Genomic DNA, 26641 nt, shown 5'->3' with positions numbered 1-26641 from the left:
GTTCAAGACATGATAATTGCCGCCATAGACATAGGAAGTAATGCCGCCCGACTGCTCATCAATGAAGTGAAAGAAGCCAACGGCAAAGCAGAATTCACAAAACTGAATCTTCTGAGAATCCCTCTAAGACTGGGTTTCGATGTGTTTACAAAGAGCGAGATCGGTCCGGAAAGAAAACAAATGGTGATCAATACGATGAAGATCTTCAGCGAGATGATGACCATGTACAAAGTAGAACATTACCGCGCCTGTGCCACCAGCGCCATGCGTGACGCCAAAAACGGACAGGAGATCATCGACATTGTAAAAGAACAGGCAGACATCAATATCGAGATCATTACCGGAGACGAAGAAGCGACCTTGATCTATGAAAATCATGTTGCAGAAGGTCTTGACAAAGATTTTGCTTATCTGTATGTAGATGTTGGTGGTGGATCTACAGAACTCACTTTCTACGAAAACAACGAGATGCAATATGAGCATTCTTTCAATATCGGAACGATACGTTTACTGAATGGATTGGTAACGCCAACGATCTGGGATGAGATGAAGGACGAGATCAAAGACAAGATCAAAAGCAAGAAAACAGTTGTAGCCATCGGTTCTGGCGGGAATATCAACAAGATATTCTCGATGAGCAAAACAAAGGACGGAAAACCAATGCCAGTTTCTGTCATCAAGAAATATCTGAAAGAAATGGAAAAAATGTCTGTAGAAGAAAGAATGCAGCACTATCAGATCCGCGAAGATCGTGCAGATGTGATCGTTCCGGCCCTAACCATCTTTAACAATGTGATGACTTGGGCAGACATCAAACACATCTATGTTCCGAAAATCTCTGTAGCGGATGGTTTGATCCATAGTATCTACAACAAAGTGACAGAGCAAAATTAAGGACTTGCAAGATGCAGAACTTTTGGCTCGACATCAATTATCTTAATGATAACTGTTGATTAACTTTCACTTTAAAACACTTCGAAAACAGCTTTTAACACAGGCTTTATTAATCAATACTTAAAATTCATTTAAAGTACCCGGACAGGAAATTATTTCATCTTTACGCCAATCTAAAAATAAAAGTAAACATGAAAAACAAATACCTTTTCAGAGGTCTTTTGCCGATTGCTGCGCTATTTCACGGCCTTGCTTCGGGACAAACTTTGGTTCACTATTGGAACTTCAACAATAATGCTTCCGTAGCTGCGATCACCGCTCCAACCTCTACCCTTTTGAATGGTTCAATCTCTGCTTTTTCTACAGGAACTACCGGCACAGATACTTTCATTGATTTTGCCGGAGGAACTGGACAGAACTTCAACACAGAAAACCTGAATGCAAGAAATGGTGCCCCTTCTGGAACACACTTAAGATATAATTATCCGATCAATGGGAATGTGCAATTCAATCTCCCAACCTCGGGTTACAATAATGTAGTAGTAAAATTCACCACAAGACGATCCGGATCTGGGGCAGGAACACAAACATGGTCTTATTCTTTGGATGGGACCACTTTTACCCAGTACCAAACTGTCATATCTCAAGACGCCAATCCAAAACTGATCACTTTTGACCTTTCAACTATTTCAGGTGTTGCCAACAATCCGAATTTTAAACTAAAGGTTGAATTTTCCACTGGCGCCGGCGGAAATGTTGGAAATAATAGATTTGACAATTTCACAGTGGATGCAGATCCGATCGGCGGCGTTGACACAACTGCACCAACGGCGACTTATGCTCCGGCGAACAATGTCACCAATGCTTCCACGACAGCAAATCCAAGCATTACATTCAATGAAGATGTAAGACTGATCGACAACTCTGCGATCACTGATGCCAATGCTCAAAACTTGGTTGAATTAAGATCGAACAACGCTACGGGAAATGCCGTTCCTTTCACCACAACATTTGCTGATAATAAAATCACAGTCATTCCGACTGGCGGTTTGGTACCTAATCAAACTTATTATTTAGCTTTAAAACCAAATTTAGTTGAGGACATAAGCGACAATGCTATTACAACAAGTACCTCATCTACTTTCACCACGGCTGGAACAAGCATTTCTTTGGATAAGACTTTCATTAAGGTCAATGAGAATGCGGGAACATTAGCTTTCCAGATCAATGTCATCAATCCTTCGAATGCGACAGTTAATTTGGTAGTCAAACCTGCGCCTTTCAGTACAGCGGACAGCAATGATTTCACTTTAGCAAATCAAACCATCAACATTACACCATCTACGACAAGCGTTACGGTAAACATTCCAATTATTGATGACACTTTGGAAGAACAGCAGGCTGAATATTTTGTTCTAGGTCTTGAGAATCCAGTTGGCGCAACTATTTCCGGCCAGGCTTTATCTACAGTTTATATTGTTGACAATGACAAGCAAGCACCGGTAGCATCAAAACAGATCGAACTGAATTATCTTGGTTTCTTTGATCCGTCGGGAAACAACAACAGTTCTACAGAAATCGTGGTTCATGATCCGGCGACTCAGAGATTGTTCACCATTAGTTCTTTGACAGATGTTTTTGACATTATTGATTTCAGTAATCCAACGACCCCAAATGTCATCAAAACTGTGAACATGTTGCCTTACGGCGGCATTACAAGTGTGGCTGTTAAGAATGGAATTATTACAGTAGCTTCTCCTAACGGAACCAATGCTCAAGAAAATGGATCAGTTGTTTTCTTTGACATCGATGGTAATTTCCTGAAACAAGTTACAGTTGGTGTTCTTCCAGATATGATCACTTTCACGCCAGACGGAACAAAGGTGATGACCGCCAACGAAGGCGAGCCAAATGACGCTTACACTGTGGATCCGGAAGGTTCTATCAGCGTTATCGATATTACAGGAGGAATTCCTAATCTTTTACAGTCGAATGTGACGACACTTTCCCTGCAAGGTTTCAACGGTCAGGAAGCAACGTTGGCAGCTACCGGCGGCAGAAAAGTAAAATCCACAAGTATCTTGGCTCAGGACTTGGAACCAGAATATATTGCCATCAGTCCAGACAGTCAAAAGGCGTGGGTTTCTTGTCAGGAAAACAACGCTGTGATCGAGGTTAATTTGGCAACAAAAACCCTTGGGAACATTTGGGGATTGGGTCAAAAAGACATGAGCCTTCCAGGAAATGGCTTCGATGCTTCCGACAATAATGGTGAGATCCTAATTGCCAACTGGCCTGTGAAAGCTTATTACAATCCAGACGCAATGGCTTCTTACAAAGTGGGCAGCAACAATTATATCGTGACAGCCAACGAAGGTGATGAGAAAGACCTTGACGGTTTCCGCGAGAGAACAACGGTGGGCGCAAACGGCTATTCATTGGACCAAACTATTTTCCCGAATGCTTCTATGTTAAAAGCAACTCATAACTTGGGAAGATTCCGAGTGACAAATGTAAATGGAAATACAGATGGTGATAATGAATTTGAACAGATCAATGCTTTGGGTGCACGATCATTTTCGATCTTCAATGCAGACTCAAAAGAGATCGTTTACGATAGCGGCGACCAGTTCGAAAGACACATTGCAGCGAATCATCCTTTGATCTTCAACGCAGACAACGAAGCTAATGGAGCAAAAGCGAGAAGCCGAGCCAAAGGTCTAGAACCAGAAGGCGTAACGCTTGGAACAATCAGCGGACAAACTTTCGCATTCATTACTTTAGAACGAACAGGCGGTGTGATGGTTTACAATGTTACCGACCCTAATAATGTGAGTTTCACCGATTACAAACATTCCAGAATGACGACGGCTTACGGCGGTGACAACGGACCGGAAGGCATCACCTACATTACACCTGAAAACTCTACGACAGGAAAAGGCTACGTGATCGTTGCCAATGAGATCAGTGGTACTTTGTCCATGTATGAAGTGGTTGTTTCTCCAACGCTTGCAACAGGCGATGTGAAATCTGAGAAATCGACCTTCAACATCTTCCCGAATCCGGTGAACAAAGGCAATGCTTTGTACTTCAACAGAGCTCAAGGTTACGAATTGTATGACATGTCCGGCAAATTGCTAAGCAAAGAAAACAATGCCTTGACCATAAACACTTCAAAACTTTCTACAGGCGTTTATCTGATCAAGACTTCAGAGGGCGACGTGAAGAGAGTGATTGTAAAATAAGATCCTTTTTTCTTTTTAAATTTTCTTTTTAAGGCCTCAGATCTTTCTGAGGTCTTTTGTTTGAACAGATCTTGATCAAAATTAATTTTTACTTTGAAGGTCAATTTATTATGAAAGTAATTATTATGTAGTAATTTCGTGCGACCCCAAACTTCATGTAGAAACAGACTGATGAGCATTTTGAAAATAGACAGAGTACACTTCCACACCTTTGACTCCCTGAGATTCTTATCTTTTCTATTGGTCTTCCTCTACCATTGTTCGATCCCGGAAAGTAACTTTCTACATTATTTTTCCAAGGCTGGGAATATCGGCGTTTCTTTTTTCTTTGTACTGAGTGGGTTTCTCATCACCTATATATTACTGCTGGAAAAGATCAACCATCAAAACAAAGTTCCTCTCAAAAGATTTTTTCTAAGAAGGATCCTGCGGATCTGGCCATTGTATTATCTGATGGTCTTGTTTGCATTCTGTACACCTTTTATCCTGTCGGCTTTAAAGCTTCCATCCTCGAATGAAGGCTACTATCCCAATTGGTTTTTCACCATTACATTTCTGGAAAACTATGTCATGATGTATAAAAACATGCTGCCCAATGTTTCGCCGATCAGTGTGATGTGGTCGCTGTGTATAGAAGAACATTTTTATATCATCTGGGGATTGATCTTTTATTTTATCTCATTCAAAAATGTTCCGAGATTGATTGTGATCAGCATTCTGATTTCATTGGTCTTTAGAATGATCTACGGGAATTATGGTATTTCCTACACCGATATTCTTACCAACATCCATTACTTTGCCTTCGGCGCTTTGCCTGCCTACATTTTTGTTTTCCGTAAAGATATTATTAATAAACTCGAAAGAATTCCTGCAATCTATAAATACATCTACGCGCTTTTTGTTCCGGCTTTTATTGTCATCAATACCAATTTCTCGCTTATCGGTAAGAATCCGAGCGCTTTTGTTTACGGCTTGCTATTTTCCCTGCTGATATTCTTTACTTTGGGACAAAAGAATGTCTTCAAAATCTCTGACCAAAGTATCTTGGCCTGGTTGGGGAAATATACTTACGGACTATATCTTATCCATATCATCTGTGTTCAATTATTTAATAAAATCGGAGCAAAGTTTGAACTGAATTGGTTTATCATCATTCTTTTGTCATTCTCTTCTACGGTATTCTTGTCCTACCTATCCTATCATCTTTTCGAGAAGCAATTCTTAAAACTAAAAAAGAGATACAACAGCTCCCATTCATAATTACCCTACATCAATGTGGATCAAGTTCTGAAGCCGTAGATTTGTTCTATCAAAAAATGAGACCATTATGGAATTAGGAATAGGAATGTTTGGAGATGTTTCTCTGGACACACAAACCGGAAAATATAGAGATGCGAGCGTAAAATTAAATGAGATCCTGGAGCAGGTAAAACTGATGGATCAAGTTGGCCTGGACGTTTTCGCAATGGGTGAGCACCACCGTGAAGATTACGCCGTGTCATCACCAGAGATCCTTTTGGCAGCTGCAGCAAGCATTACAAAGAATATCAAATTGGCAAGCGGCGTAACGGTTTTAAGTTCGTCCGAACCTGTGAAAGTTTACGAAGACTTTTCTATGATCGACCTCATCTCAAAAGGGCGAGCAGAGATATTCGTGGGCAGAGGAAGCTTCATCGAGTCTTTCCCTTTGTACGGCTATGACCTTTCGGATTACAGTCAGCTTTTTGAGGAGAAACTGGACTTGTTGCTGAAGATCAATAACGAGGACAATGTAACCTGGACGGGGAAACTGCGTGCTCCAATGAAAGACCAAACGGTTTATCCAAGAGCTTACAACGAAGGTAAATTACCGATCTGGATCGCAAGCGGCGGAACTCCGGAATCTGTCCTGAGAGCGGCACAACTTGGTCTGCCATTGATCGTTGCCATCATCGGCGGAATGCCAAGACAGTTCAAGAATTTGATTGATTTCTACAAGCAAGAATATATCAACGCTGGTCACGACGAGAGCAAAATGCAGATCGCCATCCACTCCCACACTTTTGTGAGCGATGACCAAAATGATATCGACCAGTACTTCTTCAACTACAAATCTCAGATGGACAGGATCGGCAGACAACGTGGTTGGGCGCCTTACAGCAAAGACCAGTACGAAGGCGGTCGAAGCAAGGACGGCGCACTCTTCATCGGAAATGCGAATGAGGTTGCAGATAAGATCAGTGAAATGAAGGAACTATTCGGTTTGACGAGATTCATCGGACATATGGATGTGGGCGATCCTGCACACGACGTGATGATGAGATCGATAGAACTATTCGGAGAGAAAGTAGCGCCGATAGTGAAATAGTTATGAGAGCTTAGACTTTAGATATTAGAAGTTAGAGTTCAATTCTGCTTTATAGATCGAAGTTTGAAGCATTAATAAAATCATTAAAAAAGCAAAATCCTGGGCTATAAACTCAGGATTTTTTGTTGTTTTCCGGTCAAATTTATAGCTTCTGGCAAGCCCGATGGATAGGACATCTGCAGGGATCATCAAAAACAACTTGATGTTTAGATAAAAAGGTCAAGTTGTTTTAATGAAAAGGTCTTGATGTTTTGACTAAAAGGTCTTGATGTTTTGATAGAGCAGTCTAGAGAATCTATTTTAGCTGATATGTATTTCCTTCAAAAACAAAAGCTTCGGCATCTTCAGAATAATAATCGATTTTGCAATCCGAAACACGTCTGGAAACGAGATATGGCGTGATGACGAAATCTTTGACCCTGTCTTCAGTTTTATCAGAATTCAACCAAAAAACAATTTGGTCTTTGTTTTTGATACTGATGATCTTGTCCTTATAAAAGTGATGAACGAGAACTTCCTTCTTCTCCAAATTATAAATATTAAAACAGACCCTAAATCCAAAGAACAGCAAAAGACAAAAACTAAAAGCCAATCGGTATTTGAGGTTAAAAATATCTTTGATGAGAAACCTCAGCGTATAGATCGCCAAGAACAAAGCTCCTACTTCCATCAAGTGCAAGGAAAGATGCTTGTTCATCAACGTTTCGAAGCTGGAAAACCAATGGATGACCTTCAAAACATAAAGTATAGATGCATCGAATATTTCGTAAACCAAAAGAAATTTGATCCCAAATGCTATCATAATGACCATTAACAAAGAAGAAATGATAATGACTTCTGAGAGTGGAATGATGAGCAGATTCGCAAAAATCGACACGAAAGAAAACTGATGGAAATAATACACCGCCAGTGGCAAAGTGGCGATCTGTGCTGCGAAAGTCATTGCAGTGATCTCGTAAACAAATTTCTCTGTGGCAGACCTCGGCCTTCTGAATAGTCTTTTAATAGGTGCCGACAACCACCAAATTCCTAAAACTGCCACATAACTCAATTGAAATCCAACCTCAAAAAGTTGTTGAGAATCTACGATCAAAAGGATAAAGGCAGATAAAGCCAGCGAATGTAAAAGATCCGGTTTCCTCTGGAGCAAAAGCATAAGGTAGTAGCAAGTGATCATCAAACAACTACGCATAACGGAGCTTCCATAATCGATGAAGATAGCAAAACTCCAGATCAAAACGAGACTTAAAACGATTGAAACCTTCCTGAACTTGACCGGAAGTATTTGATTGAAAACAAACAGTGTGATCCAAAAAATAATGACCATGTGAGAACCCGAAATTGCCAGCAAATGCACCAATCCAGTTTGGTTGAAATCGTTCACCGTTTCTTTGTCCATCTCGGTTCTGTCTGACAAAATAATGCCTTTCAGGAATTCCTGGATCTTGGGAGAAAGTGGTGATTGGTTGATCTGATTCAGAATCTCAAGACGGGTTTGGCGGATCTTGTCTGGAAAAGAAATTTCGGCTTTCTCAGTTTTAAGCATGTCATTGGGCAGATAAGCCTGCAGATATACTTCCTGTCTGGCGAGATATTTCTTATAATCGAATTGAAAATCATTATTGATTTCTTCTGGCGAATGAATATAAACTTCCGCATCATAGAAGTGTTTGAAGTCCAATAACTCCTGGTCTCTCGGAATGCTGAGAACTGTTTTGATTGGCGCAAAATCCTTGACATCATTTGACGGAATTGCTAAGACTTCTACAATATAACGTCTGTTTTTTTCATTGGAATTCAGCTTCTTGCTGAGTTGGAAGACGATGTTTTCTTTTGATTCCAATGCCGGAATTTTAGGCTGAACGGAATTTAAATCATGAACAAATATTCCAATCGAGAAAAAGAAAAATCCCAAGCAATAATGTTTGATGCACTGGGAAAATGTTGTTTTAAATAATATTGACAACAGTGAAATTCCCGAAATGATGAGCAGGAAGTAGATACTTTTCTGACCCATATCCAGGTACTCCTGAAATAGAATTCCGATAATAAAGCATATCAGCAATATTAGTAAAGGTTGCGTTTTCATTGGTGTTCATTTGTGTTTTTGTGTGTTTATTTTTTCAAAATATCATCAGCGATCTTTAAATGATGATTCGTATGTAACCATAAAAATCGTAAAGTCGTTTTCTTATCAAAATCACCTAGAAATGGATGCGTGATGAAGGATTTTTCGGGAAGGTTTTTAGCGGCTTCCAATCTTTCTTTCGTCAAGCTCATCAATTTCAAAATACTTTCCTGAGTCGGAACTTCTAATGGAATGAACTGTTTTGGCGCTCTTATTTTCCCTCTCGGAATTAATCCAAAATTTAAGAAGACAAATTTCTTGACACTGAATTTCGGTTTGTAATCTTTCGGATCGGTCATTGTCAAACCTTTCAGACTACTGTTAAGAATCAAAAGACAATGTTCCAGATGCCAACCGACAGACGCTTTGGAAACTTGATTATTCGTCACATCGATCTTTGGTAGAAGTGATTCGATTTTTTGTAATTGGTTTGTTATATTTTCCATCACTTTGCGTTTACAATGATTTCTGCTGCGTTGTTACTTGCACCGCTACCACCTAATTTTGACCTTAAGATCTCATAATCATTCAAAACCTGATTTCGTTTTTCTGTATTAAGGATTTTATTAAGTTCTTTCACCAGATTATCCTTGGTCAGATCGTTTTGTATGAGTTCGGTGACCACTTCTTTGTCCATGATCAGATTGACGAGCGAAATGTATTTGATATTTTTGATCAACCTTTTTCCGATTTCGTAGGAGATTCGGCTGCCTCTGTAGCAAACCACTTCCGGAATATTGAGCAAAGCCGTCTCCAAAGTAGCAGTTCCAGAAGTCACCAAAGCGGCTTTTGAACTTCTCAATAAATCGTAGGTCTTATTGGAAACGAAATGAACATCAGCATCCACAAATTGTTCATAGAAATCTTTTTCCAAGCTCGGCGCGCCAGCTATGACGAACTGATAATCAGCAAAATAACTTCTAACAGACAACATCAGTTCCAGCATTTTTGTCACCTCTTGTTTTCTGGAACCTGGAAGAAGTGCAATGATTTCTTTTTCGTTCAGATTATTTTCTGATTTAAATTCTTGAATATCAACAGGTTTCAAACCTTCAATCGCATCAAGCAATGGATGACCTACGAAATGGGTTTCGACGTCGTGTTTCTTATAAAAATCCTTTTCGAATGGGAGAATGACGAGCATCTCATCCACATAATTCCGGATGGTTTCTACTCGGCCTTCTTTCCAAGCCCAAAGTTGCGGTGAAATGTAGTAAATTACTTTGATACCCAATTCTTTAGCAAACTTGGCAATCCTTAAATTAAATCCTGGATAATCCACAAGAATCAAAACATCTGGTTTATATTCCTGAATGTCCTTTTTGCAGACCTTGATATTGTTGAGAATGGTTTTCAGGTTTTGAACGACTTCCAGGAAACCCATAAATGCGAGGTCGCGGTAATGTTTGGCCAAAGTTCCGCCTTGCTTCTGCATCAGGTCGCCGCCCCAAAAACGGAAATCTGCGTTCTGGTCTTTCTTTTTGATGGCCTTCATGAGGTTGGAAGCGTGCAGATCGCCGGAAGCCTCGCCTGCTATGATATAATATTTCAAGGGTTTGATTTTAGATTATTCGAGATTGGATGATAGATTTTTAAAATTAAGTTTTTTCTGTGAAATTCTTAACTTTGAACAAAAATAAATCATTTTGATTGATTGGGCTTGTGAAACTTGGATTGTTGACAAAATTTGATTGGATAACAAAGTCCATAGCCCCGATAGCAGCGACATCCTTTTTTGTCTTTCTGGAAACGTTCTATTAACAACAATATGCCAAAGACAAAAAAGATATAGCGGATAGCGGGATCAAGCTCCTAAAAAAATACTTAAATTTAGAAAATGGAAGAGATCATAAATAAAGTGGCGGGAAGTGGATTGGTGAATTTTGATATTACGGATCTGTTCCCGAAGGGCAAAAGAATGGGGATTGACATCAAGGAATTTCTTTGGGAAGGGATGATTCTGAAAGAGAAAGACTTCCGAGAAAAAATAGCCAACATTGATGCGGAACTTTACAAAGACGCGTATGTTTACATCTACTGTTCTGAAGATGTGATCATTCCGCTTTGGGCCTATTTCCTGATCACTTCCAAAATTACGGATGCTGCGAAAAAGGTGGTTTTTGGGAACCGCGAGGACTTGGAAGTTCTATTAATGCACAATGCGATCCAAACCTACGATTTCTCTGAACTGAGAGACAAACGTGTTCTGGTAAAGGGTTGTAGCGATGAAATGATTCCCAACAATGCTTATGTGGAACTGGTGGAACAGTTGAAACCGCTTGTGAAATCCCTGATGTTTGGGGAAGCGTGCAGCAATGTGCCGATCTTTAAAAACTAAATGTGAATGAGGCAACTTTACCGAGTCCTTTTTTTTGTTTTTCTGTTTGTCTTCTATTGGTTTTTTAGTTTTACAAAGGTACCGTTTGGGGACGCTTTGGGATTCGTCAATATGGCAGAGCTCAATGAATATACCAATAACACAACAGTTTTCGGTAAGTTTCTTTACACTAATTTTTTAATTGGATTTAAGACTGTCATGGGTCTGGATTCTATTCCTGCGACGCGGTTTTTCAATCTGATCTTTTCGGTTCTGACCTTGGTGGTTTTGTTTTTTGGATTGAAACTGAAATTCAAAAAAGAGTTACTTGCCTATTTGGGGACTTTGATATTTGCCTTCAGTTTCACGTTTTGGAAACAGACAGAGATCATTGAGGTTTATACATTCAACAGTTTTTGGATTGCGCTTTATGTTTATTTTACAATTAGATTCTTGGAAGACAGAAACTCTAGATTTCTTTTTGTTTCAAGTTTGATTCTTGGGCTTTCGTTATTTGCTCATGTTCAAAACATTATGTTGATCCCAGGTTGGGTGATCTTGTGTTATATTTCTTTTAGAAATTATAAGGTCAAGATTTTACCAAGTGTTTTTGTTTTTTTCGCATTTGCTTTCGCATTGTATTTTATGGCTTATATTAATGGTTATGAGACTTCGCATGTTTTTGGTTCCGGCAATTCTGACTGGGTGACTGGTAGTTTTGAAAAAGGGATCTCTGGCTTTTCAAAAGATATCTTAGTGGCGATTGGATATTTGATCTATAACTTTTGGATTTTCGTGATTCCAGCAATCATTGTTATTTACAAGAAAATAAAGGGTCTTAGGGATTCTCAAAATCTATTTTATCTTGTTAGTTTTATAGTACCTTTCGGATTTGCAACCATCTATAATGTTTCAGACAGTTATGTTTTCTTCCTTAATGCTTATCTGTTCTTCATCTCTTTCATTATTGAAGGATTAATCGACATCAAAATCTCTCATCCGAAAATTTATAAAACGATCTCATTTTCAGTTTTCTGCGTTCCTTTATTTTATTTATTAAGTTATTTAATTATTTCGAAAACGCCGCAAGGCCAGAACTTCGACAAAGAAAAATCACAAAAAGGAGGTCTCTCTTATTACCTATTTCCTTGGATGAGAAATAATGTTGGTGTCTTGGAATTTTACCTGGATGGCAAAAAACCTTTTGACGACAAGGATTTCATGAATATCAATTGTCACATCTTCCTAAAACACCGAAAAGGAAAAAATTCTTTGGAAGAAATAAGAAAGATGTGATCAAATTTTTTATCTTTGATTTCAACAAAAAAACATAAATTATGGGTTTACTAGACCTTATTACAGGAAGTACAGGCAACCAGGTTGCAGAACAAGCGGAGAACAAATTCGGGATCAGCAAAAATCAGATCATCGCACTTTTGATAGTTGCAGCACCTTTGGTGATCAGTTACCTAAAGAAAAAATCAGAAAATTCTGACGAAGCAGACAAACTGAATGCAACGCTCGACAAACACCACGACGGAAGCATCTTAAACAATCCTGCACAGGCACTCGACAGAGAACAGGAAGGAGATTCTATCCTAAGCCACATCTTCGGAGGCGAAAAAGCAAACGTAGAAAACCAATTGTCTCAAAACACCGGAATTTCTATGGACAAGATCGGACCAATTTTGGCGATGTTGGCACCAGTCATTATGGGATACATTGGCCAGCAGAAGCAAGCCAACAACGTGACTTCTGGCGGTGGATTGGGAGATTTACTTGGCGGAATCCTTGGTAATTCTGCTCAAGAATCTCAGGCATCCAACAATCCTTTGAGTGATATTTTGGGTAGCGTACTTGGTGGCGCAACACAATCTTCCGGAGGCGGATTGGGCGACATTCTTGGAAGCGTTCTAGGCGGAGGAAATCAAAAACAATCTGAGCAAGGTGGACTTGGCGGATTGTTAGGCGGACTTTTCGGAAAATAAACAATTACCTAACAAATACAAATCGGGCCCGTAAAATTTACGAGCCCGATTTTTTATTTTTCTTCAGTTTCACTTGCCTTTTCAGCCTTCGCTTTCGTCGTTTTCGGCTTTGGTTCTGCTTTTTCTTTTACTGGCGTTTCCGCCACTACTACAGGTTTCGAGGCTTTTCTAAGTCTGGATTTTCCATAACTTCCTCGCGCGATTTTTCCTTTGGTAGATTTTTGATCTCCTCTTCCCATAATAATTAAATATTTGATTTCCACTAAATTACAACTATTTTCCGAGACCACCAAGAATCTGGGCGCGTCCCTCGCCAAAGCTTCTCCCACAGCTCGGGCCGGGCTATCCGTTACTATCTTTTTCCCATACGCTAATTCCCTCCGCCAAAAAAGGATATCCACTACTATCCCTCACGCGCTTCGCAAAGATTGAAGATTCCTCAATCAAAAAAAAGCTTTCCATATCAATCAAATTAATTCCTATCAAAACATTATCTTTGCACTCGGAAATTGGACGACCAAATGTCTAATCTCTAAAGTCTAACATCTAACATCTAAAAAAATGTTCCGTACACACACAAACGGCGAACTGACGCTGAAAAATCTGAATGAAAAAGTAACACTTTCCGGCTGGGTACAAACCATCCGTGACAAAGGTTTTATGATTTGGATAGATTTGAGAGACCGTTACGGCATCACCCAATTGGTTTTGGACGAGGACAGAACTTCCAAAGAACTTTTGGAAACCGCTAAGAAACTCGGCCGTGAGTTTGTCATCAAAGTTGAAGGAACCGTTATAGAACGTACATCCAAAAACCCAAAGATTGCAACGGGCGACGTAGAGATCTTAGTTGAAAACCTTATTATTTTAAATGAATCTCAATTACCACCTTTCACCATCGAAGACGAAACCGACGGTGGAGAAGAATTGAGAATGAAATATCGTTATTTAGATATTCGAAGAAATCCTGTGAAAGACAAACTGATTTTCCGTCACAAAATGGCGCAGAAAGTGAGAAATTATCTTTCCGAAGAAGGTTTCATCGAGGTTGAAACACCAGTTTTAATTAAATCAACTCCGGAAGGCGCGAGAGATTTCGTGGTTCCAAGCAGAATGAATCCGGGACAGTTTTATGCACTGCCACAATCGCCACAAACTTTCAAACAACTGTTGATGGTTGGTGGAATGGACCGATATTTCCAAATCGTGAAATGTTTCCGTGACGAAGATTTGAGAGCCGACAGACAGCCGGAATTTACACAAATCGATTGCGAAATGGCTTTCGTAGAGCAGGAAGACATTATGAATGTTTTCGAAGGAATGACCAAAGTTCTTTTGAAAGACATCACAGGAAACGAATTCCAGGATTTCCCAAGAATGACTTTCGCCGATGCAATGCAAAAATATGGAAACGACAAACCGGACATCCGTTTCGGAATGGACTTCCACGAACTGAATGACTTAACGAAAGGAAAAGATTTCAAAATATTTGATGACGCAGAATTGGTTGTCGGAATCAATGTTGAAGGCATTGCAGATTACACCAGAAAACAAATCGACGAATTGGTAGATTGGGTAAAACGCCCACAAATCGGCGCAACAGGATTGGTTTGGATTAAATTCCAAAACGATGGCGTTGTAACTTCGTCTGTCAATAAATTCTATTCTGAAGAAGATTTAAAGAAAATCACAGAAGAATTCGGAGCAAAAGCAGGTGACTTGATTTTCGTAATGTCCGGAAACGCTGACAAAGTGAGAACGCAACTTTCCGCATTGAGAATGGAACTCGGAAACCGTCTTGGCTTGAGAAAAGGAAATGAATTCGCGCCACTTTGGGTTGTAGATTTCCCGTTGTTGGAATTTGACGAAGAATCTGGAAGATACCACGCAATGCACCACCCTTTCACCTCTCCGAAAACCGAAGATTTCCACCTTTTGGAAACCGACCCAGGAAAAGCAAGAGCCAATGCATACGATTTGGTTTTGAACGGAAACGAAATTGGCGGAGGATCTATCAGAATTTTCGACAGAGATTTGCAATCGAAAATGTTTGACCTTTTAGGATTCTCAAAAGAAGAAGCAGAAGCACAGTTCGGATTCCTGATGAATGCCTTCAAATACGGCGCTCCGCCTCACGGAGGTTTGGCTTTTGGATTTGACCGTTTGGTTGCAATCCTTGACGGAAACGAGGTTATCAGAGATTACATCGCATTCCCAAAAAACAATTCCGGCCGAGATGTGATGATTGATGCACCTGCGCCGATTCATCAGGAACAGCTGACGGAACTGGAACTTAAATTGGATTTAAAATCATAAATTAAAAGCGAGAATTTTTTTCTCGCTTTTTTTTATTAAAAAATATCCGATTTTGTTTTTTAAAATAGTATTCCAAATTTTAAAATTTCAAACTATATTTGTAATCAATAATGAGAATTGTAACTTTTTTAAGAATTAAAGAATTTATAGAAAAGCATTCTGATGCAGATATTGCATTGCGAGATTGGTACAAAAAAACTCAAAATGCTGATTGGAAAAGCTTTACTGATGTAAAAGAAGCTTTTAATTCTGCAGATTATGTTGGAAATAATCGGTTTGTTTTCAATATTAAAGGAAACAATTACAGATTGGTTGCCATCATAATTTTCGCTTCACAAAAAGTTTATATTCGGTTTATCGGAACTCATAAAGATTATGACAAAATAGACGCTTCAAATATTTAGAAAATGACAGAAAAACAATATAAAGTAGCCTGCGAAAGAATAGAAGAGCTTCTGAAAACGGTAGGAAACGAAACTTCTGAAAACGATAAAAATTTCATTGAACTTGATTTTTTATCTGATGCTGTCGCCGATTATGAAGAAAAATATTTTCCTGTAGAAACTCCAACTTTGCAGGATGTTATTAAGTTAAGAATGTACGAAATGGGAATTTCACAAGTTAAACTTTCTGAAATCCTGAAGGTTAGCCCATCAAGAGTCAGTGAATATCTTACTGGAAAATCTGAACCTACTCTCAAAGTTGCCCGTGAAATTAGCAAAAAATTAAAAATAGATGCATCTGTGGTTTTAGGAGTTTGAAAATATTTTTTATCCCACATTTCACATGAAATAATATAACCTCATAGTTTTTAAAAATTATGAGGTTTCTGTTTTATTAAAAATCAAGCTTAAAATAATCAGAATTCACTACTTTTACTCAAACACAAATTTTAAATGATGAAATCTCCCTTAGAAATTTTACAACAATATTTCGGCTATGACAATTTTCGCCTCGAGCAAGCCAACGCTGTTGAAAATGTAATTGCGAAAAAAGACACTTTTGTTTTGATGCCAACCGGTGGTGGAAAATCACTTTGTTATCAGGTTCCGGCGTTGGTTTTGGAAGGAACTGCCATTGTGATTTCTCCGTTGATTGCGTTGATGAAAGACCAGGTTGATGCGTTGCGCGTGAACGGAATTTCTGCGGCGTACATCAATTCTTCGATGTCCGCTTTTGAGCAAAATGAGACTTTAAATCAATTAAAAAACGGTCAACTCAAACTTTTATATGTCGCGCCCGAAAAATTGAGTGCAGATAATGGTGCGTTTTTAAAGTTGCTGAATGACGTGAATATTTCCTTATTTGCGGTGGATGAAGCGCATTGTGTTTCTCATTGGGGTCACGATTTTCGTCCGGATTACTTGTTTTTAAATGGAATCAAAAAACAATTTCCCAAAGTCCCAATTATCGCTTTGACGGCGAGTGCAGACGAAATCACGAGGAAAGACATCATCAAACAACTGAATCTCCAAGAGCCTTTGGTTTTGATTTCTTCCTTTGATAGAGCCAATATCAAATATTTCGTTCAGCCTAAACAATCTGTTCTTCATAATATCATTCAATATCTCAATGAACATCCGAATGATTCGGGAATTATCTACTGTCTATCCAGAAAAGGAACAGAAGAAATGTCAAATAATCTGAGAGAAAATGGCATCAATTCCGCATTTTATCACGCCGGAATTAATTCAATTGAGCGTGCGAAAGTTCAGGAAGATTTTTTGAAAGACAAAACTCGGGTAATGGTGGCTACGATTGCCTTTGGAATGGGAATAGACAAGAGCAACGTCCGCTTTGTGATGCACGCAGATTTGCCTAAAAATATAGAAAGTTATTACCAGGAAACTGGAAGAGCCGGAAGAGATGGTTTGCCGAGTGAAGCAATCTTGTTTTATTCTTACGCCGATGTGATAAAGCTGAGAAGATTTGCAATGGTAGAAGGCAATGAGGAGCAATCTGACTTGATGCTTCAAAAGCTCCAACAAATGGCTGACTTTGCCGAAATGCAAAAGTGCCGAAGACAATATCTGATGGAATATTTCGGTGAAAAGCACGATGGTAATTGCAATTCCTGCGATTTTTGTCTCAGCGATTTCGAAACTTGGGACGCAACAGTTGATGCTCAAAAATTATTGAGCGCCATTCACCGCCTGAAAGAAAGGTATGGAAAAAACTTGATCATTGATTTTCTGCGAGGTTCCAAAAGTGTAAAAATTACAGATTCTATGCGAAGTCTGCCAACCTACGGCATGGGAAACGATCAAGACAAAAATTATTGGCAAAATCTTCTAAGACAACTGCTCATCAATGGTTTTTTGAGTGAATCGGATGGAGAATTTTATGTTTTAAAATTAAATGAAGAGAGCAATCAGGTTTTATTTAAAAATAAAAAAGTAATTCTCAAAAAAGTAAAAGAACAAGCCAAAGCCGTGACTGTCGAAGAAATGGAAACTGATTATTCAACGCCAGAATTTGATGTAAATGAAGATCTATTTTCAGAACTAAGAGCCTTGAGAAGAGAAATCGCCGAACGTGAAAATGTTCCGCCTTATGTTATTTTCTCGGATGCGACTTTGCTGGAATTGTCAACTTATCTTCCAAATAGCAAAGAAGAACTCAATCAGATAAGTGGTTTCGGCGCTTTTAAGATAGAAAAATATGGAGATTTATTTCTTCCTGCGATTATTGAATTTTGTAAGAATAATAATTTAAGCAGCAAAATTTCCGAGAAAAAACCGAAGAAAATAAGAGAAACCAAGAAGACCAATCCTAAAACATCTGGAACTTTTGCTACAACGTTTGAACTGTACAAAGCCGGCAACAATTTCGAAGAGATTGCTAAAATTAGAAATTTGTCTATCAACACTATTCAAAATCATTTAGCCAATTTTGTTGCAGCAGGAAAGATAGAAGCCGACGAATTAATGGATGTAAGCAAAATAGACCCGATTATAGAAATTGCAAAAGCCCAAACCATTCCATCTTTAAAGGCCATCAAAGATGAATTAGGCGATGGCTATTCTTATTTTGAAATTCATATCGCGATGGCCTATTATAAATCTCAGCAATAAAGCAAGGTGAAATATTTTTACATCTTTTATATTTTGACTATCAAATTTGCCTAATTTTATAAAAACCGGATACTATGAAAAAAGCACTGATTTTGATGATTCCAATCCTCCTATTGGTAGGTTGTAAAAAAAATAAAGAATTGGCACTCAACGAAAAAGTAGCCAAAGAATTTTTGGAAGAAATGAATGCACTTGACGACTTCGAAACGAAGTATTTTTCAGATTCCAATCCATTAGCCAAAGCACCTTTCGCCGAAAATTCTATCGAGGTAAAAGATGCAGCTAAACTGACGGAAGATGCAGTTGCAGGATTAAAAAATATAAGCGGCACTTCGGTCAGTCCAGAAGCAATGCCTTTTTATATGGGAACTTTAGAATACATAGATGCAGTAAATGCCCAAGGTCAGGCTGCCAAAGACTTTTTTACCGAATCTGACCCTAGAATGAGAGCAGGTTATTATGAACTCGTAAAAGAGAATTTTCAAAAACTCAGAAATAAGCCGGACAGCATTCTTGCCATCCAAAAAGTATATCTTGATAAGGTCGGAATTAAATAATTATAAATAAAACAAAAGCCAGAGATTCGGCAATCTTTGGCTTTTGTTTTATTAAGTTAATGTCGTTAATTTAAAAATGAATCGGAATATCAGGAATATCATCCAGAACGTGTCTGCCCTCAATCCTATCAATTGCAGTTTGAGCACGTCTTTTGGCGATTGAAACTTTGTAATCGAACCATTTTTCTTTGAAGAGTTTTCGCATCAGATTATCAAATTGTTGGGTGATGACCAGATTTTTGAAACCTCGCCATTTTTCTATCAATTGAAAAGGCAAAGCTCTGACCGAGATTGAATAACCTTCCGTCTCATATTGGATAAAATGCCACCAGCCAGAAGGCATATAAAGTGTTTGGCCAGGTTTCAAAACGGCTTCGTAACCGTCAAGATATTTCAGTCCAGGAAATTCTTCCTGAGATGAAGTTTTCAAATTGGCGATACTGTGAAAATTATAAGGTAATTTATAAATCAAATCGGATTGACTGAGTGGAAACAACCAAACCCGTTTAACGCCTTGATATTGAGTTAGGAAAACGTGTGACATATCGATATCGACGTGGTTTCTGGTATTGGAACCTTTTCCGCCGAAGAACATAAATGGCAACCAGGACAACACTTTACCTTTCGTAATGTCTTTGTAAACCACATCTTTTTTGAGTTCCGGTTTTATTGTCAAAAGATTGAATAAGAACAGTCTGTACTTCGTTTTCTCTCGGCTTATCAAGTCAAGATATTCAGAAAATTTCATTCTGGCCAACGGTTTGCTCGCCGCTCTGTCGAGAGAATGGATTTCTTCTCCATAAACATCCACTTCATCATCTCCGGCAATTTCTTTGAAATAATCATAATTCCAGTTTTTGAGAGCCGGACTTTCCGCGTCGATAAAATCTTCTATAATGACCGGAATATTGGGTTTCATAAACTTCGAAGTAAACGCTTCCGAACTAATATTTCTAATTCTGCCTATCTCTTTTAACTTCATGATCGATGATTAAAGGGACAAAAGTAGAGATAAATTGAATTCATACCAAAAAAGTAGGAGTTAAAATTTGATTTCTAAGGTAACTTTGCTACTAGAAACTCGGGAGATAACTTCAAAATCCAATAGATGATTTTCCATTTCCAATTGGGAACGATGGAGAAAGAATTACCAGCATTCACGATATGTTGAGCGACGTAATCAGGTTCCATCAATAACGATTTATTCAAGTCCAAACCTGCATTGATCTTTGTATTGATGTAACCGCTAACCAAAACATTCACAGTGATTTTCCTTGAATTAAGTTCTTGCCGAAGTCCAGCTAAATATTGTGTGAAAGCGGATTTTGTACTTCCATAAACGAAATTACTTTTTCGTCCACGAACGCCTGAAAGTGAAGAAAGTCCGATAATTCTCTCGAGATTTGTATTATTAATATCAGTTGCTATGATATTTAAAATAGAAACTGCGCCAACATAATTCGTCTTCATCATTTCAAAAGTGCCTTCGAAGTTTCTCAAAGCTTGCTGGTTTTCAACTAAAAATCCTGCAGCATAAATAACGATATTTGGTTTGATGGATAATTCATCATAAAACTTCTGATGTGAATTAAAATCGGTTGCATCAAAATATTTAATTTCAATTTTTGATTGATCTAATTGATTTCCACCAATGAAATTCTCCAAAGAACTTAAATTTCTCGAAGAAGCGATGATGGAAAATCCCTTTTCCAAATATTGCAAAATACAATGTTTCGCCACATCCGAATTGGCACCGAGAATCAGAACTGTTTGATTGGAATTCATATGGTAAAAATAGAGATTAGAAGTCAGATTTTAGAGATTAGTCCGTTCTAAAATCCGTAAATTTGTAGTTATTATAGAAATTACACACGCTAGATACTTATTTTCATTATAAAATCTAACCTCTAATTTCTCACATCTAACTTCTATTTATGTTTAATGTTTTAGGAAACTTTTTGACGCTTTCTTCGTTCGGCGAAAGTCACGGAGAAGCTTACGGCGGAATTATCACCAATTTTCCCGCTGGTCTGGAAATCGATATTGAGAAAGTTCAACTCGAGCTTGACCGCAGAAAACCGGGGCAATCTGCGATTGTTACACAAAGAAAAGAAGGCGATAAAGTTCGATTTCTATCCGGAATTTTTGATGGAAAATCAACGGGAACGCCAATTGGCTTCATTGTAGAAAACGAAAACCAACGCTCCAAAGATTACGACCACATCGCTCAGGCTTATCGTCCAAGTCACGCCGATTATACTTACGACCAGAAATACGGAATCCGAGATTATCGTGGTGGTGGGAAATCGTCTGCGCGCGAAACTTTGAATTGGGTCGTTGCTGGTGCTTTGGCTAAACAACTTTTACCTGAGATCGAAATCAATGCTTATGTTTCTTCAGTTGGCGAAATCTTCTGTGAGAAGCCTTATCAGGATTTGGATTTTTCTAAAACCGAAAGCAATATCGTTCGTTGTCCAGATGAGGAAACGGCAGAGAAAATGATTGAGAGAATCAAAGAAATCAAGAAAGAAGGTAACACGATTGGCGGAACTGTAACTTGTGTTATCAAGAATGTTCCGGTTGGATTAGGCGAACCGATTTTCAATAAACTGCACGCCGAATTAGGAAAAGCAATGCTTAACATCAATGCTTGCAAAGGTTTTGAATATGGCAGTGGATTCTGTGGTGCAAAAATGACAGGAAAGGAACACAACGACCTTTTCAATCACGATGGAACAACACAATCCAATCTTTCCGGCGGCATCCAAGGTGGGATCTCTAACGGAATGGATATCTATTTCCGAGCGGCTTTCAAACCTGTCGCAACGATTCTTCGTCCGCAGGAAAGCATCAACAAAGATGGCGAATCTGTGACGGTGGAAGGCAAAGGAAGACACGACCCTTGCGTGGTTCCAAGAGCTGTCCCGATTGTGGAAAGTCTTGCAGCTTTTGTGCTGGCAGATATGTATTTAATTAATAAAACCAGAAAACTATAATGGATATCAAATCATTTTGGGACAACGCCGTTTCTTACACAGAATACCTTCGTGAAGCTGGAGAAAGACTCGGAAATCCAAAGAATTCACAGGAATCTGATTACGCTGAATATTACAGATTGGGAATCCAAAGAATGAACAGAATGTGGGAAAAGTATCTTCCAAATTCTGAGCAGGTGGCGACTTTGGCCAATAAGAATTTCAATGGAAAAATATTGATTATTTCTGAAGCTTGGTGCGGCGACGCGAGTCAGGTGATTCCGGTTGTAGTGAAGTTTTTCGAGCAGTTTGAAATCAAAATTTCTTACCGTGACCAGGAACCAAGTTTGATCGACGACTATTTGGTAAACGGTGGAAAGTCGATTCCGATTGTGATCTTTCTTGATGAAAACCTCAATGAAATTGCACATTGGGGACCGAGACCAAAATACGGGACTGAACTTCTGAATAAACATAAAGCGAATCCGGAAGAATTTACGAAAGACCAATTCTATGTGGAATTGCAAACGTATTATGCGAAAAACAGAGGTTTCGATACGATAAAGGAACTTCTGGAATTGTTGTAAATTTTAATCGGGAGACGAATCCTGCGTAAGGGATAGTAACGGATATCCTTTTGCTTGCCTTGCCAGGCAAGGAGAAGATAGTAGTGGATAGCCCGACCCGAGCGGCTGGCCTTAATGTTGGCGAGGGATATGCCCCAATTTTTAATATTATTGTTATGAATTTTCTTAGAAAAAATATAGTTTATTTTGTTTTGCTGATTGTGTTGCTGGCTTTTATGACCATCAAGCCACTTCGGGATTTTGTGTCGGAACAGATGGCGATGAGTCCGACGGTTTCGAAAATAAATAATGAGACTTTGCTTGCTGACGAGGTTTTGGATATTGATTTGAAGGGCATCAACACGAGCAGTACGAATCTGAAAAACCTGCGTGGAAAGGTTTTGTTCCTTAATTTTTGGGGAACTTGGTGTCCGCCGTGCAGAACGGAATGGCCGACTATCCAAAAGCTTTACGATTTGAAAAAAGATAAACTGGAATTTGCATTGATTGCGATGCAAGACCAAGAGGAAGATGTGAAAAAGTTTCTAAAAGAAAATAATTATACTGTACCGGTTTATATTGCTGAAAGTCCTTTGGACCCAAAAGTTTTACCAGTTGCTTTTCCTACAACTTATCTGATTGGAAAAGATGGGAGGATTTTGAAAAAGGAAGATAGCTCGATGGATTGGAGCAAGGATTCTATTTTGGAGTTCATTGATAACGTGACGAAATAATTTGCTAAATTTAATAAGCATAAAAAAAGCGCAGGATATAAATCTTGCGCTTTTTTTTATATTTAGAAAAATTTCTTATTTCTTCACTTCTCCGAAAGTTTCCGGGAATCTTGCTGCTGTGAAATCTTTTGAGATCGCCGCTTTTTCGAACTTCAGTTTTCCACTTAGCGTTTCGATAACTACACCGTCATCTCCAATGCTGAAAATCTTGCCGTGCATTCCAGAAGTCGTCACTACTCTAGCACCTGGTTTCAAAGCTTCTTGGAAATTCTTTTCCTGCTTTTGTTTTTTCATCTGAGGACGAATCATCAGGAAATAAAATCCAACCACCATAAGACCAATCATTATCAACGTTGGCGTCATAGATTGCGCTGGTGCAGCTGCTTGTAAAAATACTGTTAGCATAATTTATATTATTGAGTAATGTTAGCCGAGAAAGTCAATCTTACCGGTGCTTTTTCTACGTTTACAAAAACGTCTGCTGCTTTGTTAACAGCGCCATCGAAGTTTGTAGAATCAAAATGCAAAGTGATCTTCCCTTTTTTACCTGGCAAGATCGGTTCTTTTGTAAAATCTGGAACGGTGCATCCACAACCTGGTTTTACGTTTGAGATGATCAATGGATTGGTTCCTGTATTGGTTACTTCGTAGATATGCTCTACTTTTTCACCTTTTTTGATATCGCCGAAGCTGTGGTCAGTTTCGCTGAAAGCGATAGTTGTCAAAGGTTTGCTTTGCGCCTCTTTTGCCAAAGCTGCGTCATCAGGATTCACAGAGTCTTGAGAAAGCGCTTCTACTACAGTACTAGCCTGAGCTGAGTCGATATTTTCTGTACTTGAAACCGCAGTTCCTTCTTTTTTGTTACAAGACAAAGCGAATGTGCAAAGTGCTGCAATTGCTAATATTTTAATAGATTTCATTTGGTAGATATTATTATATTCTGAAATTATACTCTGTTTGTATCTTTTGTGTATTTGTCTAGAATTCCGTTGATAAAGATATTGGATTTTTCGGTTCCATAGACTTTGGAGATGTCAATATATTCATTAATGATAATTCGGGAAGCCGTCAAAGGGAAATGATCTAGTTCCGTGATTGCTGCAATCAACACGATCCTGTCTAAAAGAGAGATCCTGTCCAATTCCCAGTTCACCAAACGTTCCTGAAGTTTTTTCTCAGATTCTTCCCAATTGTTAAGAGTCGATCTCAAAAGTTTTCTTGCAAACTCTTCGTCCTCGTCATCTTTCAACATTTTGATCAGTGTATGAGAAGCCTCCTCTTCTTTCATGAATCCAATGGTTTTCTGGATCATAGAATTGGAAATGTGAAGGTCATCTGCCCAAGACATTTCTTTTTCTTCGAATCTGTCATGCAGATCACTATTTTCTGCCACATATCTCAGAAAAAGTTTTCCGATGAATTTTTGGTCATCTGCAAACGAGATCTCGCCATCTTCCATATAGTCCTGGTAACGTTTTCCTGCTTTGATACGTTGGAACGTTTTTACCAGAATAGGATCATTGGAATCCCAGATCAGATCTTTGTGCCTGCTGGAGAAACTTCTTCTTTCCTCGTTGTTTTCCAACTGGATCAGGATCTGGTTTCTAACCAGTTTTTGGTTTGGATTTTCGTTTTCAGAAGTCTTGATGTATTTGTTCTTCCCAATTTCTATCTGATCCTCTGTCAAACTCTTCAAGCCAACCAAAAAGTTGAGCGTGTAGATGTAGAGATTATAGATTTTGTTGATTTCTGAGAACATATTTTTCTCAACAACTTCAAACCTGATCGGGTTTTGATAATAAGAATAGAGCGATTCTACAACTTTTTCACGGATTTGTCTTCTTCCCAGCATTTCAAAGATCTTTTTATGGGTGCAAAGATAAGGAAAATGTTGCAAACCATACCCTTGTGACTTTCAATATTCTATGACATCTGTCAAGCCTTTTCAGAATCGATTTTCTCCAATTGTTTTAGATTACTGGAAAGCCTCTTCAACAAGATACCGTAGGCCACTTTATAATAAAGCAGGATCAAAATGATACAGATCAGAAGACTGAATACAACCCCCATGATCAAGCCCCAGATTGTTGGATTATCAATATGGATGTTTTGTTTTTTGATTGTGAAAACGATAAAACTCGTGAAACTTCCAATGAAAAGTATCAATAAAAATATATTGCTGAAAATAAACAGATTGACCGTTCTCTTGAAATGGATAATGTGCGTGATGAATTTTTTAAGGTTGGATTCTATATTGATCTTTTTATAATTGATGTAAAAAATGACAACAAAAATACCGGTAATGATCAGACTGAAAATCTTCATCCAATAGTAGATTCTTTCTAGTGAGAACTCGACTTCATTCTGATCCCTGATTTGAAGTTTATTAAGGATGCTTGTAAAATCTGTTTGGAAATTCGTAGAAAATAATGCCAGGAAATTGATCAATCCAAAGATGACAAATTCAGCAATACTGATCCAAAGAATGTATTTTACATAATTCCTGGATCTATTATTAAGCATAGATTCGATCTCATTCTGATCATATCCATCAGCAATTTCCTGATCCTGCCAGGTTCTCTTAAGAGAATCGATATCAAAATCTTCTTGGTTAGGCATGCTTTATCATTAATTCTTTTAAAATTTTCTTCAATCTATTCATCTTCACTCGGGCATTTACTTCTGTGATACCCAAAGTTTCGGCAATCTCTTTGTAAGGTTCGTCGTCCAAATACATCATCACGATGGCTCTTTCCACATCTGGAAGCAGTTTTATCACTTTATATAATAAGGAAATTTGCTGCTGCTTTTCATCATTGTCTTCCAGATAATCTTTGCTGTGGAAATCCTGAAGTTCGTCTGTCTGTGGTTGTCTGGTTTTCTTTCGGAACAATGTGATGGCCGTATTCAAAGCCACACGATACATCCATGTCGAAATTTTAGAATTACCTTGGAATGAGTCGTAGGATTTCCAAAGTTGTAACACGATCTCTTGAAAAAGATCTTCTTGGTCTTCTAGAGAATGGGTATAAAGGCGCGAGACTTTGATGATAAGTCCTTGGTTGTCCTTTATTAATTTAGAAAAAGCTTTCTGTTTGTTCTCCATTCCGCGAACGAAGATAAGAATTTTAGCAAAAATAATGTAAGATAATATTGATATGATAAAGATTTGGGCATCTTAACCGGCTCTCACTACTCGCTATCCTGAAAAGCCACAGCTGTATCCAAAGCCATTTTCAGGATGAGCTCAAACATACCGTTCCATCCGGGATGCGCTTTGCCAAGAAGAAGATTTACATTCCATATTAAAGTCAAACAATATTTTGTACTTTTGCAGCTCAGAGAAGCGTGACTTGTTGATCCAAATTCATTTTGGGTAGGAAAGTCCGGACACCATAGGGCAGCATAGCGGATAACGTCCGTCACTCGTGAGAGTAGGACAAGTGCAACAGAAAGCAAGTACAGTTCGGCTGTAGTGAAACCAGGTAAACTCTATGCGG

The 26641-nt window shown here is 38.5% G+C and carries 27 protein-coding genes; 15 read left to right on the top strand and 12 right to left on the bottom strand.

What is annotated here, in order from left to right:
• Window positions 1-9: 9 nt before the first annotated feature.
• The 4 genes from AXA65_RS11625 to AXA65_RS11610 all read left to right on the top strand — a co-directional run bounded on the left by AXA65_RS11625 (window position 10) and on the right by AXA65_RS11610 (window position 6486).
• The gene (locus tag AXA65_RS11625) at window positions 10-894 is read left to right on the top strand and encodes an exopolyphosphatase (protein ID WP_063970276.1); all 885 of its coding nucleotides are present in this window, start codon (window positions 10-12) and stop codon (window positions 892-894) included.
• Between the two features lie 191 nt (window positions 895-1085).
• Window positions 1086-4139: a choice-of-anchor I family protein gene (locus AXA65_RS11620; RefSeq protein WP_063970275.1), complete on the top strand. Its 3054-nt coding sequence runs from the start codon at window positions 1086-1088 to the stop codon at window positions 4137-4139.
• 171 nt (window positions 4140-4310) lie between these two features.
• Window positions 4311-5399, top strand: coding sequence for an acyltransferase family protein (locus AXA65_RS11615; protein ID WP_063970274.1), 1089 nt, complete (start codon window positions 4311-4313; stop codon window positions 5397-5399).
• A gap of 67 nt (window positions 5400-5466) precedes the next feature.
• Complete coding sequence (locus AXA65_RS11610) at window positions 5467-6486, top strand: LLM class flavin-dependent oxidoreductase (RefSeq protein ID WP_063970273.1); 1020 nt, start codon at window positions 5467-5469, stop codon at window positions 6484-6486.
• A gap of 295 nt (window positions 6487-6781) precedes the next feature.
• On the opposite strand, the gene AXA65_RS11605 is transcribed toward AXA65_RS11610, so the two are convergent.
• The 3 genes from AXA65_RS11605 to lpxB are packed head-to-tail and all read right to left on the bottom strand — an operon-like array spanning window position 6782 to window position 10166.
• A complete protein-coding gene (locus AXA65_RS11605; RefSeq protein WP_063970272.1) occupies window positions 6782-8575 on the bottom strand; it encodes a ComEC/Rec2 family competence protein in 1794 nt (597 codons plus the stop codon).
• Between the two features lie 26 nt (window positions 8576-8601).
• The gene (locus AXA65_RS11600) at window positions 8602-9060 is read right to left on the bottom strand and encodes a DUF1569 domain-containing protein (RefSeq protein WP_063970271.1); all 459 of its coding nucleotides are present in this window, start codon (window positions 9058-9060) and stop codon (window positions 8602-8604) included.
• Window positions 9060-10166 (bottom strand): lipid-A-disaccharide synthase, encoded by a 1107-nt coding sequence (gene lpxB, locus AXA65_RS11595; protein ID WP_063970270.1) that lies wholly within the window; start codon window positions 10164-10166, stop codon window positions 9060-9062. Before lpxB ends, AXA65_RS11600 begins: the two co-directional genes overlap by 1 nt.
• A 285-nt stretch (window positions 10167-10451) precedes the next feature.
• Between lpxB and AXA65_RS11590 the strand changes: the two genes are divergently transcribed.
• The 3 genes from AXA65_RS11590 (at window position 10452) to AXA65_RS11580 (ending at window position 12919) form a co-directional block, all read left to right on the top strand.
• Window positions 10452-10952: a DUF2480 family protein gene (locus AXA65_RS11590; RefSeq protein ID WP_063970269.1), complete on the top strand. Its 501-nt coding sequence runs from the start codon at window positions 10452-10454 to the stop codon at window positions 10950-10952.
• A gap of 111 nt (window positions 10953-11063) precedes the next feature.
• Window positions 11064-12227, top strand: coding sequence for a protein O-mannosyl-transferase family (locus AXA65_RS11585; protein WP_165596596.1), 1164 nt, complete (start codon window positions 11064-11066; stop codon window positions 12225-12227).
• 41 nt (window positions 12228-12268) lie between these two features.
• The gene (locus AXA65_RS11580; protein ID WP_063970267.1) at window positions 12269-12919 is read left to right on the top strand and encodes a DUF937 domain-containing protein; all 651 of its coding nucleotides are present in this window, start codon (window positions 12269-12271) and stop codon (window positions 12917-12919) included.
• 53 nt (window positions 12920-12972) lie between these two features.
• On the opposite strand, the gene AXA65_RS11575 is transcribed toward AXA65_RS11580, so the two are convergent.
• Complete coding sequence (locus AXA65_RS11575; RefSeq protein WP_063970287.1) at window positions 12973-13158, bottom strand: 30S ribosomal protein THX; 186 nt, start codon at window positions 13156-13158, stop codon at window positions 12973-12975.
• 322 nt (window positions 13159-13480) lie between these two features.
• Between AXA65_RS11575 and aspS the strand changes: the two genes are divergently transcribed.
• The 5 genes from aspS to AXA65_RS11550 all read left to right on the top strand — a co-directional run bounded on the left by aspS (window position 13481) and on the right by AXA65_RS11550 (window position 18866).
• Window positions 13481-15235, top strand: coding sequence for an aspartate--tRNA ligase (aspS, locus tag AXA65_RS11570; RefSeq protein WP_063970266.1), 1755 nt, complete (start codon window positions 13481-13483; stop codon window positions 15233-15235).
• Between the two features lie 110 nt (window positions 15236-15345).
• Window positions 15346-15639, top strand: coding sequence for a type II toxin-antitoxin system HigB family toxin (locus tag AXA65_RS11565; protein WP_063970265.1), 294 nt, complete (start codon window positions 15346-15348; stop codon window positions 15637-15639).
• A gap of 3 nt (window positions 15640-15642) precedes the next feature.
• Window positions 15643-15996: a type II toxin-antitoxin system HigA family antitoxin gene (locus AXA65_RS11560; RefSeq protein ID WP_063970264.1), complete on the top strand. Its 354-nt coding sequence runs from the start codon at window positions 15643-15645 to the stop codon at window positions 15994-15996.
• A 135-nt stretch (window positions 15997-16131) separates the two neighbouring features.
• Window positions 16132-18309: a DNA helicase RecQ gene (gene recQ / locus AXA65_RS11555; protein ID WP_218281595.1), complete on the top strand. Its 2178-nt coding sequence runs from the start codon at window positions 16132-16134 to the stop codon at window positions 18307-18309.
• 74 nt (window positions 18310-18383) lie between these two features.
• The gene (locus AXA65_RS11550; RefSeq protein ID WP_063970263.1) at window positions 18384-18866 is read left to right on the top strand and encodes a hypothetical protein; all 483 of its coding nucleotides are present in this window, start codon (window positions 18384-18386) and stop codon (window positions 18864-18866) included.
• A gap of 70 nt (window positions 18867-18936) precedes the next feature.
• Here AXA65_RS11550 and AXA65_RS11545 read toward each other — a convergent pair whose 3' ends face one another.
• Window positions 18937-19848 carry a cupin-like domain-containing protein gene (locus AXA65_RS11545; protein WP_063970262.1) on the bottom strand — a complete coding sequence of 304 codons (912 nt, stop codon included), beginning with the start codon at window positions 19846-19848 and terminating at the stop codon, window positions 18937-18939.
• Between the two features lie 74 nt (window positions 19849-19922).
• Window positions 19923-20651 (bottom strand): SDR family NAD(P)-dependent oxidoreductase, encoded by a 729-nt coding sequence (locus AXA65_RS11540; protein WP_063970261.1) that lies wholly within the window; start codon window positions 20649-20651, stop codon window positions 19923-19925.
• 149 nt (window positions 20652-20800) lie between these two features.
• Here AXA65_RS11540 and aroC point away from each other — a divergent pair, with 149 nt between their 5' ends.
• From aroC to AXA65_RS11525, 3 genes are all read left to right on the top strand, one after another.
• The gene (gene aroC, locus AXA65_RS11535; protein ID WP_063970260.1) at window positions 20801-21862 is read left to right on the top strand and encodes a chorismate synthase; all 1062 of its coding nucleotides are present in this window, start codon (window positions 20801-20803) and stop codon (window positions 21860-21862) included.
• Window positions 21862-22428 carry a thioredoxin family protein gene (locus AXA65_RS11530; RefSeq protein ID WP_063970259.1) on the top strand — a complete coding sequence of 189 codons (567 nt, stop codon included), beginning with the start codon at window positions 21862-21864 and terminating at the stop codon, window positions 22426-22428. Before aroC ends, AXA65_RS11530 begins: the two co-directional genes overlap by 1 nt.
• Window positions 22429-22583: 155 nt before the next feature.
• On the top strand, window positions 22584-23141 hold the full coding sequence (locus AXA65_RS11525) for a TlpA family protein disulfide reductase (RefSeq protein ID WP_063970258.1): 558 nt from the start codon (window positions 22584-22586) through the stop codon (window positions 23139-23141).
• A gap of 75 nt (window positions 23142-23216) precedes the next feature.
• Here AXA65_RS11525 and yajC read toward each other — a convergent pair whose 3' ends face one another.
• The 6 genes from yajC to AXA65_RS11495 all read right to left on the bottom strand — a co-directional run bounded on the left by yajC (window position 23217) and on the right by AXA65_RS11495 (window position 26600).
• Complete coding sequence (yajC, locus tag AXA65_RS11520; protein WP_063970257.1) at window positions 23217-23546, bottom strand: preprotein translocase subunit YajC; 330 nt, start codon at window positions 23544-23546, stop codon at window positions 23217-23219.
• A gap of 8 nt (window positions 23547-23554) precedes the next feature.
• Window positions 23555-24061 carry a DUF1573 domain-containing protein gene (locus AXA65_RS11515; RefSeq protein ID WP_063970256.1) on the bottom strand — a complete coding sequence of 169 codons (507 nt, stop codon included), beginning with the start codon at window positions 24059-24061 and terminating at the stop codon, window positions 23555-23557.
• 26 nt (window positions 24062-24087) lie between these two features.
• Window positions 24088-24993 carry a transcription antitermination protein NusB gene (locus tag AXA65_RS11510; RefSeq protein ID WP_063970255.1) on the bottom strand — a complete coding sequence of 302 codons (906 nt, stop codon included), beginning with the start codon at window positions 24991-24993 and terminating at the stop codon, window positions 24088-24090.
• 83 nt (window positions 24994-25076) lie between these two features.
• Window positions 25077-25760 (bottom strand): hypothetical protein, encoded by a 684-nt coding sequence (locus tag AXA65_RS11505; protein ID WP_063970254.1) that lies wholly within the window; start codon window positions 25758-25760, stop codon window positions 25077-25079.
• Window positions 25753-26247, bottom strand: a complete 495-nt coding sequence (locus AXA65_RS11500) for an RNA polymerase sigma factor (protein WP_063970253.1) — start codon at window positions 26245-26247, stop codon at window positions 25753-25755. Before AXA65_RS11500 ends, AXA65_RS11505 begins: the two co-directional genes overlap by 8 nt.
• Before the next feature lie 86 nt (window positions 26248-26333).
• Window positions 26334-26600 carry a hypothetical protein gene (locus tag AXA65_RS11495; RefSeq protein WP_063970252.1) on the bottom strand — a complete coding sequence of 89 codons (267 nt, stop codon included), beginning with the start codon at window positions 26598-26600 and terminating at the stop codon, window positions 26334-26336.
• Between the last annotated feature and the right edge of the window lie 41 nt (window positions 26601-26641).

Source organism: Chryseobacterium sp. FP211-J200 (assembly GCF_001643375.1).
GTDB lineage: Bacteria > Bacteroidota > Bacteroidia > Flavobacteriales > Weeksellaceae > Epilithonimonas > Epilithonimonas ginsengisoli.
The sequence above is the reverse complement of the archived record's forward strand: the minus strand, read 5'-3'. Positions and strand labels throughout refer to the sequence as shown.